Here is a 16288-nt window from a genome sequence, read left to right on the forward strand (position 1 = left end):
ACATTGAACTCAAACACACCAACTATCTTCTGGCACGATTATGAAACTTGGGGCATATCTCCAAAGCTTGATAAACCTTCACAATTTGCAGGAATTCGCACCGACTATGATTTAAACATTATCGGCGAACCAGAAATGTTTTATTGTCAGCCACCTGCCGATTACTTGCCTAATCCTGGTGCTTGTATGGTTACAGGGATAACTCCGCAAAAAGCACAACGTGAAGGTGTTACAGAAGCTGAATTTGCCGCTCGAATACAAAAGATTTTTACCGTACCTAATACCTGTGTGGCTGGTTATAATTCAGTACGTTTTGATGATGAAGTGTCACGTTATTTGTTTTATCGCAACTTTTACGATGCCTATGCGCGTGAGTGGCAAAACGGTAATAGCCGTTGGGATATTATTGATATGGCGCGCTTATGCCATGCTGTAGCACCTGAAGGTATTAATTGGCCAGTAAATGATGAAGGCAGAGTTAGTTTTAGACTAGAACTGTTAACTGCTGAAAATGGCATTAGCCATGAGGCTGCGCATGATGCTATGAGCGATGTGTACGCAACCATTGCTTTAGCTAAGTTAATAAAAGAAAAGCAACCAAAGCTTTACAGTTTTGTATTTGGTATACGCACCAAACAAGAAGTTAATAAACACATTAACTTATTTGAAATGACGCCGTTTTTACATACCTCATCAAAGATATCACCCGACCAACGTAATACCAGTTGGTATATGCCGATTGACTCTGATCCCGTGAACAAGAATGCAATCACTTGTATTGATTTATCAAAAGACATTTCACCGTTGTTTGATTTAACTGCAGATGAAATTAAAGAGCGTTTATATACACGTCATGATGAGTTAAAAGCTGAAGGTAAACTCCCTATTCCAGTTAAGCAAGTACACATTAATAAGTGCCCTATTGTAGCCCCGGCAAAAGTATTAACGCCAGAGCGAGCTGCTTTAATCAGTATTGATAGAGAATTATGCTTAGCAAACTGGAAGCAGTTAAAAGATCAAGCTGAAACGTTAAAAGACAAATTAGCTGAAGTTTTCTCAAAAGACTTTGGCGACGAAACAGTTGATCCCGAACACGCTCTTTATGGAGGTAGTTTTTTCAGTGCTGCTGATAAAGAAAAAATGGCAATGATCCATGAAATGCCAGCGGAGAAATTAGGCACTTACCCATTTAACTTTATTGATCCACGTTTGGACACATTATTGTTTCGCTTTAGAGCGAGAAACTACCCGTTAACATTAACTGTCGATGAACAGCAAAAATGGCAGCAATATACTCAAAATAAATTGCAAAGTGGTGAAAACGGCTTAAGTTACGATGAATACATGCTTGAAATAGAAAATTATGCTCATAAGTTTGAGGAAAACAAACCTAAAATGGCGGTATTAAAAGCTTTATATGACTACGTGCAAGGTTAAAGAAAAGCACAGCTCCAACACAAAAGGTTAAGCGCTTTAATATATAGGCGCTTTAGAATAACAATCCATAACAATCCATAACAATAAACCATAAAATCATTTGGTATAATTGTAACTAATTATAAATTCCATTGATAAAAACCAGGAAACTTCATTTTGATTAAATTTAGTAAATCAGCGTTAGCTCTAGTAATTTCATCTTCTTTTTTTCTAATAGCATGTGATGATGATTCAACAGATAGCGATCCAGTAGCGTTTAGTTTAAGTGTTTCTGATGCACCAGTAGATAATGCTTCAAAGGTTGTTGTTTGTTTCAGTGAGATAACGTTAAAAAATGAAGGTAAAGAATTTATCTTACCTATTTTACCAAGCGACGCTGGTGTTGATGAATGTTTAGACCAAGACGACCTGCCGATTACTGAAAACCTTGCTATTAACCTATTAGATGCTCAAGGTTCAGATTCAATTGAAATATCTGAAACAATTGATGTTGAGCCTGGTGAATACCAAATGCGTGTTGCCGTACCAGACTTTAGTGGTTCATATGTTATGACTGATGAAGATGGTGATGGTACTGACGAAAAAGTGCTTGTTGAAGTTCCTTCGCAAGAGTTGAAGTTTAGCAAATTCACGGTTACACAAGGCGGTGACGCTAACTTTACCCTAGAATTTGATTTACGAAAAAGCATGAACATTCCTAATAAAGAAGGCGCGGCCTGGCATTTAAAACCTAATGGCGTACGTTTAATTGATAATAATCAAGCAGGTCACATTGCCGGTATAGTACCTGAGGCGTCATTATGTGAAGGTGAAGACGCTGCAACATTTGTATATTTATATGAAGGTATTGAGTTAGACCCTAAAAATTTAGGTGACATGTATTACCATGCTGAAAGTGGTGATTACTTAGGTGAAGGCGAAGAGCCAGTAGCTTCAACAGAAGTTATTGCAGAAGTGCAATCTGACGGTAGTTATGAGATTGGTTTTGTTGCAATTGGTGAGTATTCTTTAGCATTAACTTGTTCAACAGATTTACCAGAAAGCTCGGAAGTATTAGTATTTGAGCAAGTAATTGAAACAACTGTTGTTGAAAAACAAACAGCTCAAGCTGATTTTTTATAAACCAACTGCAATAATAGAAACATAATGATAAAGCCGTCTAATAGACGGCTTTTTTGTAGGTAGTGTTTAAGTAAAATAGAGAGTTCCTGAAACAAGTTCAGGTAATAGGAGAAATCACTTATCTTTTAGCAAAGAAATCAAGCTAGAGGTGTCATAGCGGCTACCGCCCTGTTGTTGTACTTGTTCATAAAAGCCATCAACCATTTTGGTTACCGGTAATTCTGCGCCGTACTTTTCAGCTTCAGAAAACGCTATTGATAAATCTTTACGCATCCAGTCAACGGCAAAACCAAATTCATATTCACCAGCAAACATAGTTTTGTAACGATTCTCCATTTGCCACGAACCTGCAGCGCCTTTAGAAATTGTTTCTACAAGTTTATCGGCATCAAGTCCTGCACGTTCAGCAAAGTTAAATGCTTCACTTAAGCCTTGTACAAGCCCCGCAATACAAATTTGGTTAGCCATTTTTGCAATTTGACCATTTCCTACTTCACCCATTAGTTGGCTAAATTTAGAGTATGCAGCCATTACCGGTTGAACTTGTGCAAACACAGTTTCATCACCGCCACACATCACCGTTAACAGTCCGTTTTCAGCGCCTGCTTGACCACCTGAAACTGGCGCATCAATAAAGAAATTACCTTGTTTAATTGCGGCTTCGTTCAGCTCTCGAGCTAATTCAGCAGAAGCGGTAGTGTGATCAACATATATTGCTTCAGTTTTAAGGCCGGCAAAGATACCATCATCACCATAAGATACTTCTCGAACATCATCATCATTACCTACACAGGCAAACACTATGTCGGCATTTTCAACCGCTTCTTTTGGGGTGCTGGCAAATGAGTTTTCAAAATCATGCGCCCATTGTACCGCTTTTGTCGTAGTACGGTTATAAACAGTAACTTGGTAACCCGCTTTAGCTAAGTGGCCAGCCATTGGATAACCCATAACTCCTAACCCTATAAATGCGACATTTTTCATATTGTTTCTCAATTATTAGTGATTTGTTAGATATTGGTGTTAGTGTAATGTTATGACCAAAAAATAAAAAGACTTAAACAGGCTAATTCATGACAAATTTGTATGATTTTTCAGTGATTAATAATACAGGCGAGACCATCCCGTTACTAAACTATCAAAATAAAGTGCTGCTAATTGTTAATACTGCAAGCGCCTGTGGTTTTACGCCACAATATGCTGGTATCGAAGAGCTTTATAAAAAATACAAAGACCAAGGTTTTGAAGTATTGGCCTTCCCATGTAATCAATTTGGCAAGCAAGAAAAAGGTGATGATGCTGAAATCAAAGGATTTTGTGATTTAAATTTTAATATCAGTTTTGATTTATTTTCAAAAGTTGATGTTAATGGAGAAAATGCAGATCCTTTGTACGACTACCTTACCGAGCAAGCAAAAGGCTTATTAGGCAGTAAAAGTATTAAATGGAATTTCACTAAATTTTTAGTAAACCGAGAAGGTAAAGTGATTAAACGTTTTGGTAGTATTGATAAGCCAGAAAAAATTGAAAACGATATTAAAGCATTACTCTAATTCTTCCATGAACAAAGCAGAAGTACGCCATCCATGGCATTTCTGCATATAGTTCTTCCATGAAACGCGTCGAATTTTCGCCATACATGGCAATTCGACATACCTTCTTCCCTGAAGCGCGTCGAATTTTTGCCATCCATGGCAATTCGACATACCTTCTTCCCTGAAGGTAAAAAACCTGTCATGCTTGCGCATAACAGGCTTTAATTCACAAGTGAAACTTGCTTAAGACATGTGCATTAACATTGTAGAAGGCTCTTCTAAGAACGACTTCCATAAGTTACTAAAGCGAGCGATAGTGCCGCCATCAATTACACGATGATCGCCAGACCAACTTACTTGCATAATTGAACGAGCTTCAACTTCGCCTTTGTCATTAAAACGAGGTAACGTTTGTAGTTTACCTAAAGCAACAATAGCAACTTCTGGTTTATTAATGATAGGTGTTGCAACCGTACCGCCTAATGCACCAATATTAGAAATACTGATAGTACCGCCTTTTAAATCAGCGCTAGCAACTCTGCCCTCTCGAGCATCATTTGTTAAGCGAGTAATTTCCTTGGCAACATCGACAATTGACAAGCTTTGCACGTTCTTAACATTTGGCACTAATAAACCAACTTTTGAGTCTACGGCCATACCAATATTGTGATCATCAAAGTAAGTAAGCTCAGAACAATCTTCATTGACCTTAGTATTCATCAATGGAAATTGCTTAATCGCTAACGACATAGACTTCATGAAAAATGGCATCATGGTTAATTTAATATCTTGCTTGGCATACACTTCTTTTAAACCAGAGCGTAGAGCAATTAATTTAGTCATGTCGATTTCTTCACAATAAGTAAAGTGAGGAATAGTTGATACTGAAGCAACCATAGCTTTAGCCATAACGGCTTTAATGCCTCTTATCGGCTCAACCCTAGTACCACCAACAATTTGCGTATTTGTCAATGTAGGGGCTTGAATAGCTGGTGCTTGAGTGAAGTTAACAACATCGTCTTTATACACACGACCTTTAGGACCAGTGCCAGGTACTTCGTGAATATTGACACTTAGCTCTCTTGCAACTCGACGAACAGCAGGGCTAGCTATAGCCTTAGCATTTGTAGGTTTTTGCGTATTTTGAACAGCTACTGTTGTAGGTGCTTTTGTTTTAATTGGTTCAGCAGTAGGTTTAACAACTTCTGATTTACTTGCTACAGGTGCATGTGCAGTTGGCGCCGGTGCAGAAACTACACCGTCAACTTCAATTGCGAACAAAGGTTTATGTACTATAGCAATCTCACCTTTAGCGTAATGCAACTTAACAACTTTACCAGCATATTTAGACGGTATTTGCACAAGTGCTTTGTCAGTCATTACATCAACGACCGCTTGGTCTTCTTCAATAATGTCACCTTCTGCCACTAACCAGTCAACAACTTCACACTCAACAATACCTTCGCCAATGTCCGGTAAAATAAAATCTTCAATAGAGCTACCACTAGCAACAGTTTCTGATGGGCTGGTAACTTCAGGAGCTGTAGCAACTTCTACAGGGGCTACTACTTCAGCTTCACTGCCAACAGGTGTCATAGCAAATAAAGGGGAATGTACCTTCGCTATGTCGCCCTTTGCATAATACAACTTATCAACAACACCTGAATACATTGCTGGAATTTGTACTAAGGCTTTATCTGTCATTACATCAGCTACAGGTTGATCTTCTTCAATATGATCACCTTCATTTACTAGCCACTCAACCAGTTCACATTCAACGATACCTTCGCCAATGTCAGGTAAAATAAAATCAATACTCATTTCATAAATCCTAGTAATTTACCGAGGCCATAATGGCTTCAAAGGTTTTTAATTCATCTGGCATGTATTCTTTTTCATGCGCCAATGGGAACGGTGTATCTAAACCACAAACTCGTGAGATTGGTGATTCTAAGTTTAAGAAACACTTATCTTGAATAGTTGCAGCTATTTCACCAGCAAAACCACCGGTTAAAGGCGCCTCATGGTTAATAAGTAATCTACCAGTCTTTTTAACTGATTCAGCAACAGTATCTACATCCCAAGGCAAAATTGATCGTAAATCAATAATCTCACAAGAAACACCTTGTTTTTCAGCCATTTCAGCTGATTTCTCAATAGTTTCCATCTGCGCGCCCCAGCCTAATAACGTAATATCAGTACCACTCTTTACGACTTCGGCTTTACCAAGCGGTAATTGATAATCTTCTTCAGGAACTTCACCAACTGATGCGCGGTAAAGCTTTTTAGGTTCAAAGAATATAATTGGGTTTTTATCACGAATTGCAGCAAGTAATAAACCCTTAGCCTGATATGGGTTACGCGGTACCACAATTTTTAAACCCGGAGTATGAGCAAAGTAGGCTTCAGGTGATTGCGAGTGATATAGACCACCAGCAATACCACCACCGTATGGTGTACGTATAGTAAGGTTACCAACATTAAACTCATTACCTGAACGGTATCTGAATTTAGCCGACTCGTTCACAATTTGGTCGAACGCAGGAAAGATATAATCTGCAAATTGAATTTCAGCAATAGGAACACTGCCCTGCGCTGCTAAGCCGTTAGCAAATCCCATAATACCCTGTTCAGTTAAAGGCGTATTAAAACAACGGTCCTTACCAAATTTTTCTTGTAGGTTACTAGTCGCGCGAAATACACCGCCAAAATGGCCAACATCTTCACCAAAACACACTGCAGACTCATTTTCAGTCATTGCAATTTCCAAGGCATTATTAATAGCTTGTAATAAATTCATTTGTGCCATAATTATAATCTCCCTGCAGTAACCGGGTAAGCATCCGGATACTTTTTAATGTGTTCTTTTAAATCAGCTAATTGCTGTTCTAAATGCTCTGGTGCAACGTCATAGACATCAGTAATTAACTCTTCAATGGCTGGTTTGTCTATTACTTCAGCGACTTTTACAGCAGCTAATACATCTTTTCTATATAGTTCATATAGTGCTTCTTCTTGCGCTTCATCCCACCACTTGTTGGCAATCATCCAGTTTTTCATTCGTAAAATTGGATCATGATCAGCATATTTTGCTTCTTCTTCGCGAGTACGGTAGCCACTAGGATCATCTGACGTTGAATGCGCACCTAAACGATACGACATAGCTTCTATAATCACTGGTTTGTTATTTTCAATCGCGTAATGACGAGCATCTTGCGTAGCTTTTAACACGGCTAATAAATCGTTACCATCTACTCTGATTGTGCGAATGCCGTAACCGACACCACGTGAAGCGATGCCATTACCGGCAAATTGCTCTGAAGAAGGTGTAGAAATAGCGTAACCATTATTACGACAAAAGAAAATAACCGGTGCTCTTTGGACCGCAGCCATATTCAAGCCGGCATGAAAATCACCTTCAGATGCCGCACCTTCACCAAAATAACAAATGGTACATTGCTTGTTGCCTTTAAGCTTTTGGCCATAAGCGTAACCTGCTGCTTGTGGTATTTGCGTCCCTAATGGCGATGAAACAGTCATATAGTTCAGCTCTTGCGAACCATAATGAATTGGCATTTGACGACCTTTACCGAGGTCTTTTTCGTTCGAGAACATTTGATTCATGAAGTTCTCAAGGCTAAAACCTCTGAATATTAACGCCCCTTGCTCGCGATATTGCGCCATCATCATGTCACCATCATCAAGTCCGGCAGCACTACCTACACTAGCTGCTTCTTCGCCTAATGCTGACATATAAAAGCTTAAGCGACCTTGACGCTGAGATGCAGTCATTCGCTCATCTAATACGCGATGAAATGCTAAGGTTTTATAAACTTTAGTGGCAAGTTCTTTATCAATAGCTGGCATGTCTGCATTTTCATACACACTACCGTCTTGCTTTAATATTTTAAGAATTGGAATTTCTACGGAATGACCGTCAATGGCTTCAACTTGGTGAACCACTCGACCTTCTTGATACTTTTCAGTGTTCATAAGATTCTCTGATAACAGCACTAAACATGCTTTGTTGTATTTATACCAAGTCAAATAATTATTTAAACTTGTATAACCTAACTAATTGTAAAGCCACTTTTATTAAGTAAAGTTTAATTTAAGGCTTTAACATATGAATTATTTGTTTTTATTTAGGTGTAATGCCCTAGTTAAAACAGCTTAGGGCACTTATCGCGAGAACTTTACATTTTGAGTAATATACATGCAATTTTTTAACAAAATTACCCACTTAAAAGTTAATTTTAGTGGAAATTATGCTTTACACTTTTATGTCCACGTTGTTAATTTTTAAGTTAAATTAATCAATGGTGCATGGTATTACAGTCAATAAAGCTCGTTGACCAATAGCAACTTGGGCATTTGGAAATATTATCGCTTCACCAGGTATTGTTACTTTATGCTCAGTGTTACCGTCTACAGCTAATACATGATCTAATGGGTAGTCAGTAAAGTTTTCAGCATTTTCAGCAAACGTTAAATAAAAGTCTTCAGTTTCTCTGTTTATGGTTTTATATATTTCATAAATATTAAAATCACTTTCATTAAATTCTTTTAATTGTAGATCATTCGCAGCGAGTAGGTTTGTTAATGCATTCTTGCAAGCTTTAAACTTATCCATATCATTCTCACCAAATGGCATAACTTTGCCAAGCTCTACAGTAAACGCATGTGCATTAAACTCATTTGCCGAAAAATAACTAAAGGTAGTTGTTGGGCTATGAGACAATAATATAGTGTTGATCCCACAACTTAATAAAAATTGAAGTTGCTGTTTATTTCTAGCCTTACCATGTAAATAAGGGTAAACAGCAAACTTGTCATTTTTTGACCCTCGAATAGCTGTGTGTAAATCATAATGATAGCGAGTTCGTTCTCCAGCTATTGCCGCGCCTTGATCGAAAAAGTCACGAACATAATTTTCTAACGCTAACGCTCGGTGACGTTCTTTATTACAAAGCCCCTCTCCATCACTATGAGCGCCAGAAAATAGACGATTTAAATTTTCTTCAACAAAACGCTCACCAATATTAATAGATGCAGGGTTACCAAATAAAAATAGCACCCGTTGTTTCAAGGCTAATTCACCGTTGATAATTTGCGAGATTAGTTGCTGGCAAATTTCAATTGGAGCGGTCTCATTACCATGCACAGCGCTTGATAAAACAATATCGCTATCGGTGTATTGGTCTACCGGTTCAAAACTAATAACACCGGTATCTAAAACACTCATCAATGTTTGTAAACCAGATTTAGGATGAGTCAAATGTACAGTGAAGGTTTCGGGTAAAGCATCAGGAAATTGACGAGTGATCGACAAAAAGTCGCCATTGGTTAGTAATTGTTGTTGTATATCAGGCACGCAAGATAATTCATTTAAGGGAAGATGTTAATATTTTAGGTTATTTAAAATTAAATAGAAAATTTGATAGGTAAATAAATGAAAATAATACACATACATATAGTAAATCTAGGCGGCTAATTAACATTTCATCTTTATTTCAATTAAAAGCCCACATTTACAATAGAGCTCTATCCCTAAAACTCTGTAGTTTGTTATTGTAAGCCATAGTCTCACTATTCAAACCAATTTTTATATATTCTATAGCTTGAATAAGCTTCTTCAGCTAAGTTCATTGAGCTGAAGAAGCATTAGGGGGGTAATTAAATACAAACACCAAATTAGGATTGACTTGAGTCACCAAACAAGCTTTTCAAAGTATCTGCGAATCCCATTAATTTTTCTTTGGTCGTTCGTTTAACTTTTATTTTCATACAACCCATAATCACACTCCCCGTAATGGTGATAGTAGGTGCCTGACGATTTGCTAATGAAGGCGATTTGTTTTCAATGGTACTCAACACGCTATAACTTTTGGAAACAACATTTACATTTTCAGGAACGAATATGTCATCAGATCCCATTACGCATAAGATATTTACTGTCACATTTTGATGCTGAAATTATTAACAGAGCTGGTCAATTTAAATAGGGATTAGGGATTAGGGATTTTAGAATACCTGCAAATTGAATATAGATTTTAATATTTTAATATTTTAATATTTTAATATTTTAATATTTTAAAGTACTAGGTGTTTTTTGCTAAAACTTACCTTTCTAGCGATGTCTTCCACCTTTGATATTAACCTACTAAATAGTCACAAACGATATTTGACTAATAGGAGTAAACTAAGCTTTGATAGGTTTACATTAATAGATAAATCCTATAATTGCGCAAAGCAAACTTATGTACAATAATTAATCACGAAAATAACACTCCAAAAAAGAAAAGAAGTCTAGGGTAGTAATACTGTATTAATGAAGTAGGTATCGTTTTTCCTCGTTTTTCTCATGGAATTTGATCAAAGGAAATCTTATGAAAAACGTATTAATTGCAACTACTCTTTTAATCTTATCATTTAACCTATTTGCCGCAGATAAACCCTATACATTAGGCACCGTTTGGGAAGTGTCTTATATAAAAGTTAACGATGGCAAGCTTGAGGACTATTTAACAAATTTGAATAGTGGCTATTATGCTATTTATGAAGAGTATAAAGCTAAAGGCTGGATCACTTCGTATAAAGCGATTGGCTTCCCACGCAATAACCCTGATGATTGGAATTTGATGCTGCTCACTGAATACCCAAATTGGGCAACATTTGATAGAAAAGAAGAAGAATGGGAAGCAGTAGTTGAACAAGTATTTAAAAACAAACAGTCCGAAGATGCCAGCAATGGTGAACGAGAAAGCATTCGAACTCTTTGGGGTTCTAAAGTAGGTAGAGAACTAATCCCTGTCATTAGTGATTAAAACAAAGCACAAAAAAGCCGCCTACATTTAAATTTAGGCGGCTTTTTTCATTTCACTTTAATTGTAACTACAAGCCTGCATTTTTAAATGCAGCACTTACCAGCACTTGTGCTTCACTAATAATACTCTGTAAATGTTCTTCACTTATAAAGCTTTCAGCATAAATTTTATAAATTTCTTCAGTGCCTGATGGACGGGCTGCAAACCAGCCGTTATCAGTAACAACTTTTACACCGCCTATCGCAGCGTTGTTACCCGGAGCATGACTCAGGATAGAAGTAATTTTTTCACCAGCAAGAGTATCTTGGCTAACATCATCTTTAGACAATGAAGTTAATACCTTTTTCTGCTCAGTAGTGGCAACGGCTTCAACACGTCCATAACATGGTTCACCTAATTCTTTCGCTAAAAATTGGTACCACTGATATGGGTCTTTGCCGGTAACAGCTAGAATTTCTGCGGCAAGTAAGCACATAATAAATCCATCTTTATCCGTAGTCCAACAACTACCATCTAAAGATAAAAATGACGCACCGGCACTTTCTTCACCACCAAAGGCATAGCTTGAATCTTTTAAGCCATCAACAAACCATTTAAAGCCCACAGGTGTTTCTGACAAAGGTCTATCAAGTTTCTTTGCTAAACGATCAATTAACGAACTTGAAACCAATGTTTTACCAATTTTGGCTGTTTCAGGCCAGTTACGATGAGTAAGTAAATAATTTATCGCTACCGCTAAATAATGATTTGGATTCATCAAACCACCAGACTTTGTCACTATGCCGTGACGGTCAAAGTCCGGATCATTACCAACACTTACGTCATAATCATCTTTCATTGCAATAAGACCGGCCATTGCATACGGTGAAGAACAATCCATGCGGATTTTTCCGTCTTTATCTAGCGACATAAAACCAAAGCTAGCGTCTACAACAGGGTTAACAACGTCAATGTTTAAACCGTATTTTTGTGCAATCACAGGCCAGTAATCAATACCTGATCCGCCTAATGGGTCAACACCAATTTTAACCCCAGCGTCTTTGATCGCTTTCATGTCGATAACTTTGGCAAGTTCATCGACATAAAAATTAATAAAATCTGATTTAGTTAATAATTCAGAGTTCATTGCATCTAAAAAGCTTACTTGTTTAACATCACTTAAATTATTGGCTAATATTTCATTAGCACGCTGCTCTATAAGTTTTGTGATCTCACCTTCTGCAGGGCCACCATGTGGAGGATTATATTTTATACCACCATCACTTGGAGGGTTATGTGAAGGCGTGATAATTAAGCCATCAGCTTGTGCGTCATTAATTGCATTATGAGCAATGATTAATCGAGAAATAACAGGTGTAGGGGTAAACCCTTCGTCGTTTTGAATAACAACAGGCACACCATTAGCAATTAAAACACATATTGCATTAATAAACGCAGGCTCTGATAAAGCATGAGTGTCTTTACCTAAATACAAAGGCCCTTGAAATTTATGCTGAGATCTATATTCAGCTACCGCTTGAGTTATCGCTAATATATGATTCTCATTGAAACTCGTTTTAGCTGCAGATCCTCGATGACCAGAGGTACCAAAGCTTACTTGTTGTGCTGCAATACTTACATCAGGTTTAAGAAAAAAATAATTACTGGTTAATCGACCAATATTAATTCTGTCTATCGGTCTTGCCGGTTTACCGGCATGAGGATGAATGCTCATCAATAATCCTTCGAAATCTGGCTTGGTATTAATTTACCTATTTAGTAACTCTGTTAAGTTTAAAAATTAAAGAAAATCTCTAATTTTTTCAGCGTCACTTGTGCTGTAACCTAATACATTAGCTACTTCAGTAAGCATACGCTTTTTTCTTGTAGTATTTGAGTTAGTAATAACCCAAAATTCAGAATTAGGTATTTGTTTCGGCTTAGTACTGCTGCCTGCTTCTAATAAATCTAGTTCGGCATTAGCAAAATACAAGCGATCTCGGCCTTGTATATCAAGTACAGAATCAAACTGTTGGGAGTGTACACGGTGCATATTACTTAAAATTAATAAAAAACGCCCTACCGCACCTTTTTGGGTGGCAAGCTCTTCTTTATTAATTACGTCAAATATGTTTTGTTCACCTTCTACTAATGATGTTAGAACAGGTTCAGGCTTTATTGCTTTTTTGGCATTTAAATCGACTAAATCAACCACATCAGCTGTCACTTTAGCTTTTTTAGACTTAGCTTTTACAACTGGCTTAATTTCTTCTGGAGATGCTGTATTATTGTTATCAACTAGCTCATCAAAGCTTAACAGACGTCTTAGAATGTCGGAGGCACTTTCACCAATAAACTTAGTGTTACTGGCAATGTATTGATAAAGTTCGTCATCAATATCGATGGTTTTCATTTGCTTTCCAATGATCTTATTTTTAGAAAGCTAAAGTATACTGATGTTATCGATAACTCTCTACCCTGTTTAGGGCTGTTTTATATTTTTTTTAGCTTATATGTTGAAGATAACCCTATAAGCCAATTAAAATGATGTAAATGAGTTTACTTAAGCGAACAACCTTTAGTTATGAGTACAAATAAATCTACCACTACACCACAAATTTTACCGCTACTAAATCATGTAATTAGAGGCGAAGGTGAACCATTAATTTTAATACACGGACTTTTTGGTAGCCTGGAAAATCTCAATATGGTTGCCAAAGCTTTGGCCAATAATTTTAAAGTGATCAGTGTTGATGTGCGTAATCATGGGGGATCACTTCACCATAAGTCGATGAATTATGGGGAAATGAGTAATGACATATTCGCATTATTAGATCATTTAAATATAAATACATGCGATATTTTAGGTCACTCTATGGGCGGTAAAATAGCAATGCAATGCGCTTTATCAAAGCCAGAAAGAATAAATAAACTTATTGTTGCTGATATTGCACCAGTAGAATATCCCCCTCATCATAATGAAATTATTGCAGGCCTATTGAGCATCAATATTAGCGATATTAGCAATAGACAGGATGCCGACAAGCAGTTAGCTGGTTATGTTGCTGAGCCTGGGGTGAGACAATTTTTATTGAAAAACCTAGTAAAGGCTGAATCAGGTTTTACTTGGCGTGCTAACATTAAAGATATTGCCAATGACTATAAATCGATAGCCCAAGGGTTTAGTTTGAACCAACAATTTAATGGCCCAACGTTATTTATAAAAGGCGGTAATTCAAATTACATTACCAGTAAACACCAAACAGTTATTTCAACATTATTTCCGCACGCAAAAGCAAAAATCATCCAAGGTGCTGGTCACTGGTTACATGCAGAAAAAACAATTGCATTTAATAAAATAGTTAATGATTTCCTAAGCAGTTAATATATTAATATAAATTCAATTAAAGCAAGTGTAAAAACCATGTTTTTTGGTGCATATTCTTTAGGGTTTGTGCTATAGTGCGGCCTTAAATTTTAGGGTCTATACTCGTCACGATGCAAAGTGCGGGAACCTGCATCATTAACGGTATTGGGTATAGTATGCTTTCCGAACATTTAGAACTTATAGAAACAATTGGTTTAAATTTATTTTTTGTCGCAATATTTTTTTTCATCGGTATGTCAATTCATGATGTGATGAACAAAAACGACGTGCCTAAAAAAGGCAAATTTGTTGTATATTTGGTTTTATTTTTAGGGTGTGCCGGATTTATCGCCAAAGGTGTGATCCAGATCATTTGGGAAAGTAATGGAATAGGCTAAAATTATGGCAAAAGAAGTAACAGATTTAACAACGATAGATTTATTTGTTGATGAAAAGCGCCCAGGTCGTCCAAAGACCAACCCATATTCCAGGGAAGTGCAGGTAAAAATCAACAAGCGTAATCAAGTTAAACGAGACAAAAGTAAAGGCTTGAAACGAGTAGAATTTAAACTACATCATGAAGTTTTTGCACAGTTAGACACATTAGCTAAAGATAAAGGTGTTAGTCGCAGTGAATTAATTGAATCACTGATCATTGACGCATTAGCAACAGATTAAATTAATTGAATCAATAAGTTCAATTAGTCAAAGTAATTTAGAAAATTTAAGGGTTTACAAACATGGCAACTGTCGGACTTTTTTTTGGTAGTGACACTGGTAACACTGAAGCTGTAGCCAAAATGATCCAGAAAAAACTGGGTAAAAAGAACGTTGATGTTAAAGATATCGCAAAAAGCACGAAAGAAGATATCGCTGAATTTGATCTTCTTATTTTAGGTATCCCTACTTGGTACTACGGTGAAAACCAATGTGACTGGGATGACTTTTTACCTGAATTAGAAGAAATTGATTTTAACGATAAACTTGTTGCTATCTTTGGTCTTGGTGATCAAGAAGATTATGCAGAATACTTTGTTGATGCAATGTGCCCTCTCCGTGATATTTGTGAAGCAAAAGGCGCGATTATGGTAGGCCAATGGTCTACTGCAGGTTATGAATTTGAAGCGTCTAAAGCACTCGTTGATGAAAATAACTTTATTGGTTTAGCATTAGATGATGACCGCCAACCTGAATTAACCGAGCAACGTATTGATGCATGGCTTGAACAGTTAAACGATGAAATGTGTTTAGCTGAGTTATTAGATTAATTCCACCTCACCGCTTATCTAAAAAGCTCTGCACTGCAGAGCTTTTCTTTTTTTAGTCCTTTCTCATGCATCACTTCTAAACTTGTTACTCACTAATGATCTTTACTTTAACTATTCTTATTGAGTAATTTTATTAGCTAATTGCAAATAATTATCAATTAGCTCTTTTAACCTTTTAAGTTAATCCCTATAATTTGTCTAACTTATTTATAAAGAAGCACGTATCAATGCCTGAGCAAAATGAAGAATTAAAAAGAGCTGGCCTTAAGGTAACCTTACCCCGAGTTAAAATTTTAGATATTTTACAACATCCTGAAAATCAACATATCAGTGCTGAAGATGTGTTTAAAATTTTATTAGACCATAACGAAGAAATTGGTTTAGCAACTGTATATCGTGTCTTAAATCAGTTTGATGACGCTGGCATTGTAACTCGCCATCACTTTGAAGGTGGTAAGTCAGTTTTTGAATTGACTCAAAAAGCTCACCATGATCATCTTGTTTGTTTAAATTGCGGTAAAGTTGTTGAGTTTGAAGATGATGTAATTGAGCAGCGCCAATTAGACATTGCAAATGATCACAAAATTAAACTTACCAACCATAGCTTATATTTATATGGTGAATGTGAAGATGAAGTGGCTTGTGAAAAATACCGTTTAGATCACTTATAGCCTCGTTTCGATAAAACAAAAACAAAAAGCCTGCTAAATGCAGGCTTTTCTTATTTCAGGGAAGAAAGCAGTAATACTACTT

Annotated in this window: 17 protein-coding genes; 9 read left to right on the plus strand and 8 right to left on the minus strand. The window is 36.7% G+C overall.

What is annotated here, in order from left to right; all coding sequences use genetic code 11:
* The first annotated feature begins 3 nt into the window (after nt 1-3).
* A complete protein-coding gene (gene sbcB / locus RGQ13_RS11100) occupies nt 4-1437 on the plus strand; it encodes an exodeoxyribonuclease I (protein WP_348389814.1) in 1434 nt (477 codons plus the stop codon).
* Nucleotides 1438-1593: 156 nt separating this feature from the next.
* The gene (locus RGQ13_RS11105; RefSeq protein ID WP_348389815.1) at nt 1594-2559 is read left to right on the plus strand and encodes a DUF4382 domain-containing protein; all 966 of its coding nucleotides are present in this window, start codon (nt 1594-1596) and stop codon (nt 2557-2559) included.
* A gap of 114 nt (nt 2560-2673) precedes the next feature.
* Here RGQ13_RS11105 and RGQ13_RS11110 read toward each other — a convergent pair whose 3' ends face one another.
* Entirely contained in the window at nt 2674-3543 is an 870-nt protein-coding gene (locus tag RGQ13_RS11110) for an NAD(P)-dependent oxidoreductase (RefSeq protein ID WP_348389816.1), read from the minus strand.
* Nucleotides 3544-3632: 89 nt separating this feature from the next.
* Here RGQ13_RS11110 and RGQ13_RS11115 point away from each other — a divergent pair, with 89 nt between their 5' ends.
* Nucleotides 3633-4112 carry a glutathione peroxidase gene (locus RGQ13_RS11115; protein ID WP_348389817.1) on the plus strand — a complete coding sequence of 160 codons (480 nt, stop codon included), beginning with the start codon at nt 3633-3635 and terminating at the stop codon, nt 4110-4112.
* A gap of 225 nt (nt 4113-4337) precedes the next feature.
* Here RGQ13_RS11115 and RGQ13_RS11120 read toward each other — a convergent pair whose 3' ends face one another.
* From RGQ13_RS11120 to RGQ13_RS11140, 5 genes are all read right to left on the minus strand, one after another.
* Complete coding sequence (locus RGQ13_RS11120; protein WP_348389818.1) at nt 4338-5915, minus strand: dihydrolipoyllysine-residue acetyltransferase; 1578 nt, start codon at nt 5913-5915, stop codon at nt 4338-4340.
* Between the two features lie 10 nt (nt 5916-5925).
* The gene (locus RGQ13_RS11125; RefSeq protein ID WP_348389819.1) at nt 5926-6903 is read right to left on the minus strand and encodes an alpha-ketoacid dehydrogenase subunit beta; all 978 of its coding nucleotides are present in this window, start codon (nt 6901-6903) and stop codon (nt 5926-5928) included.
* 2 nt (nt 6904-6905) lie between these two features.
* Complete coding sequence (locus tag RGQ13_RS11130; protein ID WP_348389820.1) at nt 6906-8087, minus strand: thiamine pyrophosphate-dependent dehydrogenase E1 component subunit alpha; 1182 nt, start codon at nt 8085-8087, stop codon at nt 6906-6908.
* A gap of 319 nt (nt 8088-8406) precedes the next feature.
* Nucleotides 8407-9468: a succinylglutamate desuccinylase gene (astE, locus tag RGQ13_RS11135; RefSeq protein ID WP_348389821.1), complete on the minus strand. Its 1062-nt coding sequence runs from the start codon at nt 9466-9468 to the stop codon at nt 8407-8409.
* A 320-nt stretch (nt 9469-9788) separates the two neighbouring features.
* Entirely contained in the window at nt 9789-10055 is a 267-nt protein-coding gene (locus RGQ13_RS11140) for a hypothetical protein (RefSeq protein WP_348389822.1), read from the minus strand.
* Nucleotides 10056-10483: 428 nt separating this feature from the next.
* Between RGQ13_RS11140 and RGQ13_RS11145 the strand changes: the two genes are divergently transcribed.
* Nucleotides 10484-10921 carry a hypothetical protein gene (locus RGQ13_RS11145; protein ID WP_348389823.1) on the plus strand — a complete coding sequence of 146 codons (438 nt, stop codon included), beginning with the start codon at nt 10484-10486 and terminating at the stop codon, nt 10919-10921.
* A 67-nt stretch (nt 10922-10988) separates the two neighbouring features.
* On the opposite strand, the gene pgm is transcribed toward RGQ13_RS11145, so the two are convergent.
* A complete protein-coding gene (pgm, locus tag RGQ13_RS11150) occupies nt 10989-12635 on the minus strand; it encodes a phosphoglucomutase (alpha-D-glucose-1,6-bisphosphate-dependent) (protein ID WP_348389824.1) in 1647 nt (548 codons plus the stop codon).
* A gap of 66 nt (nt 12636-12701) precedes the next feature.
* Nucleotides 12702-13313, minus strand: coding sequence for a replication initiation negative regulator SeqA (gene seqA, locus RGQ13_RS11155; protein ID WP_348389825.1), 612 nt, complete (start codon nt 13311-13313; stop codon nt 12702-12704).
* Nucleotides 13314-13484: 171 nt separating this feature from the next.
* Here seqA and RGQ13_RS11160 point away from each other — a divergent pair, with 171 nt between their 5' ends.
* The 5 genes from RGQ13_RS11160 to fur all read left to right on the plus strand — a co-directional run bounded on the left by RGQ13_RS11160 (nt 13485) and on the right by fur (nt 16206).
* Nucleotides 13485-14285, plus strand: coding sequence for an alpha/beta fold hydrolase (locus RGQ13_RS11160; RefSeq protein WP_348389826.1), 801 nt, complete (start codon nt 13485-13487; stop codon nt 14283-14285).
* 158 nt (nt 14286-14443) lie between these two features.
* Entirely contained in the window at nt 14444-14665 is a 222-nt protein-coding gene (locus RGQ13_RS11165; RefSeq protein ID WP_348389827.1) for a DUF2788 domain-containing protein, read from the plus strand.
* Nucleotides 14666-14669: 4 nt separating this feature from the next.
* Nucleotides 14670-14945, plus strand: coding sequence for a LexA regulated protein (gene ybfE, locus RGQ13_RS11170; RefSeq protein ID WP_348389828.1), 276 nt, complete (start codon nt 14670-14672; stop codon nt 14943-14945).
* A gap of 62 nt (nt 14946-15007) precedes the next feature.
* A complete protein-coding gene (fldA, locus tag RGQ13_RS11175) occupies nt 15008-15535 on the plus strand; it encodes a flavodoxin FldA (RefSeq protein WP_348389829.1) in 528 nt (175 codons plus the stop codon).
* A 227-nt stretch (nt 15536-15762) separates the two neighbouring features.
* Nucleotides 15763-16206, plus strand: coding sequence for a ferric iron uptake transcriptional regulator (fur, locus tag RGQ13_RS11180; protein ID WP_348389830.1), 444 nt, complete (start codon nt 15763-15765; stop codon nt 16204-16206).
* The last annotated feature ends 82 nt before the right edge of the window (nt 16207-16288 follow it).

The sequence above is a fragment of the Thalassotalea psychrophila genome, from assembly GCF_031583595.1.
GTDB lineage: Bacteria > Pseudomonadota > Gammaproteobacteria > Enterobacterales > Alteromonadaceae > Thalassotalea_A > Thalassotalea_A psychrophila.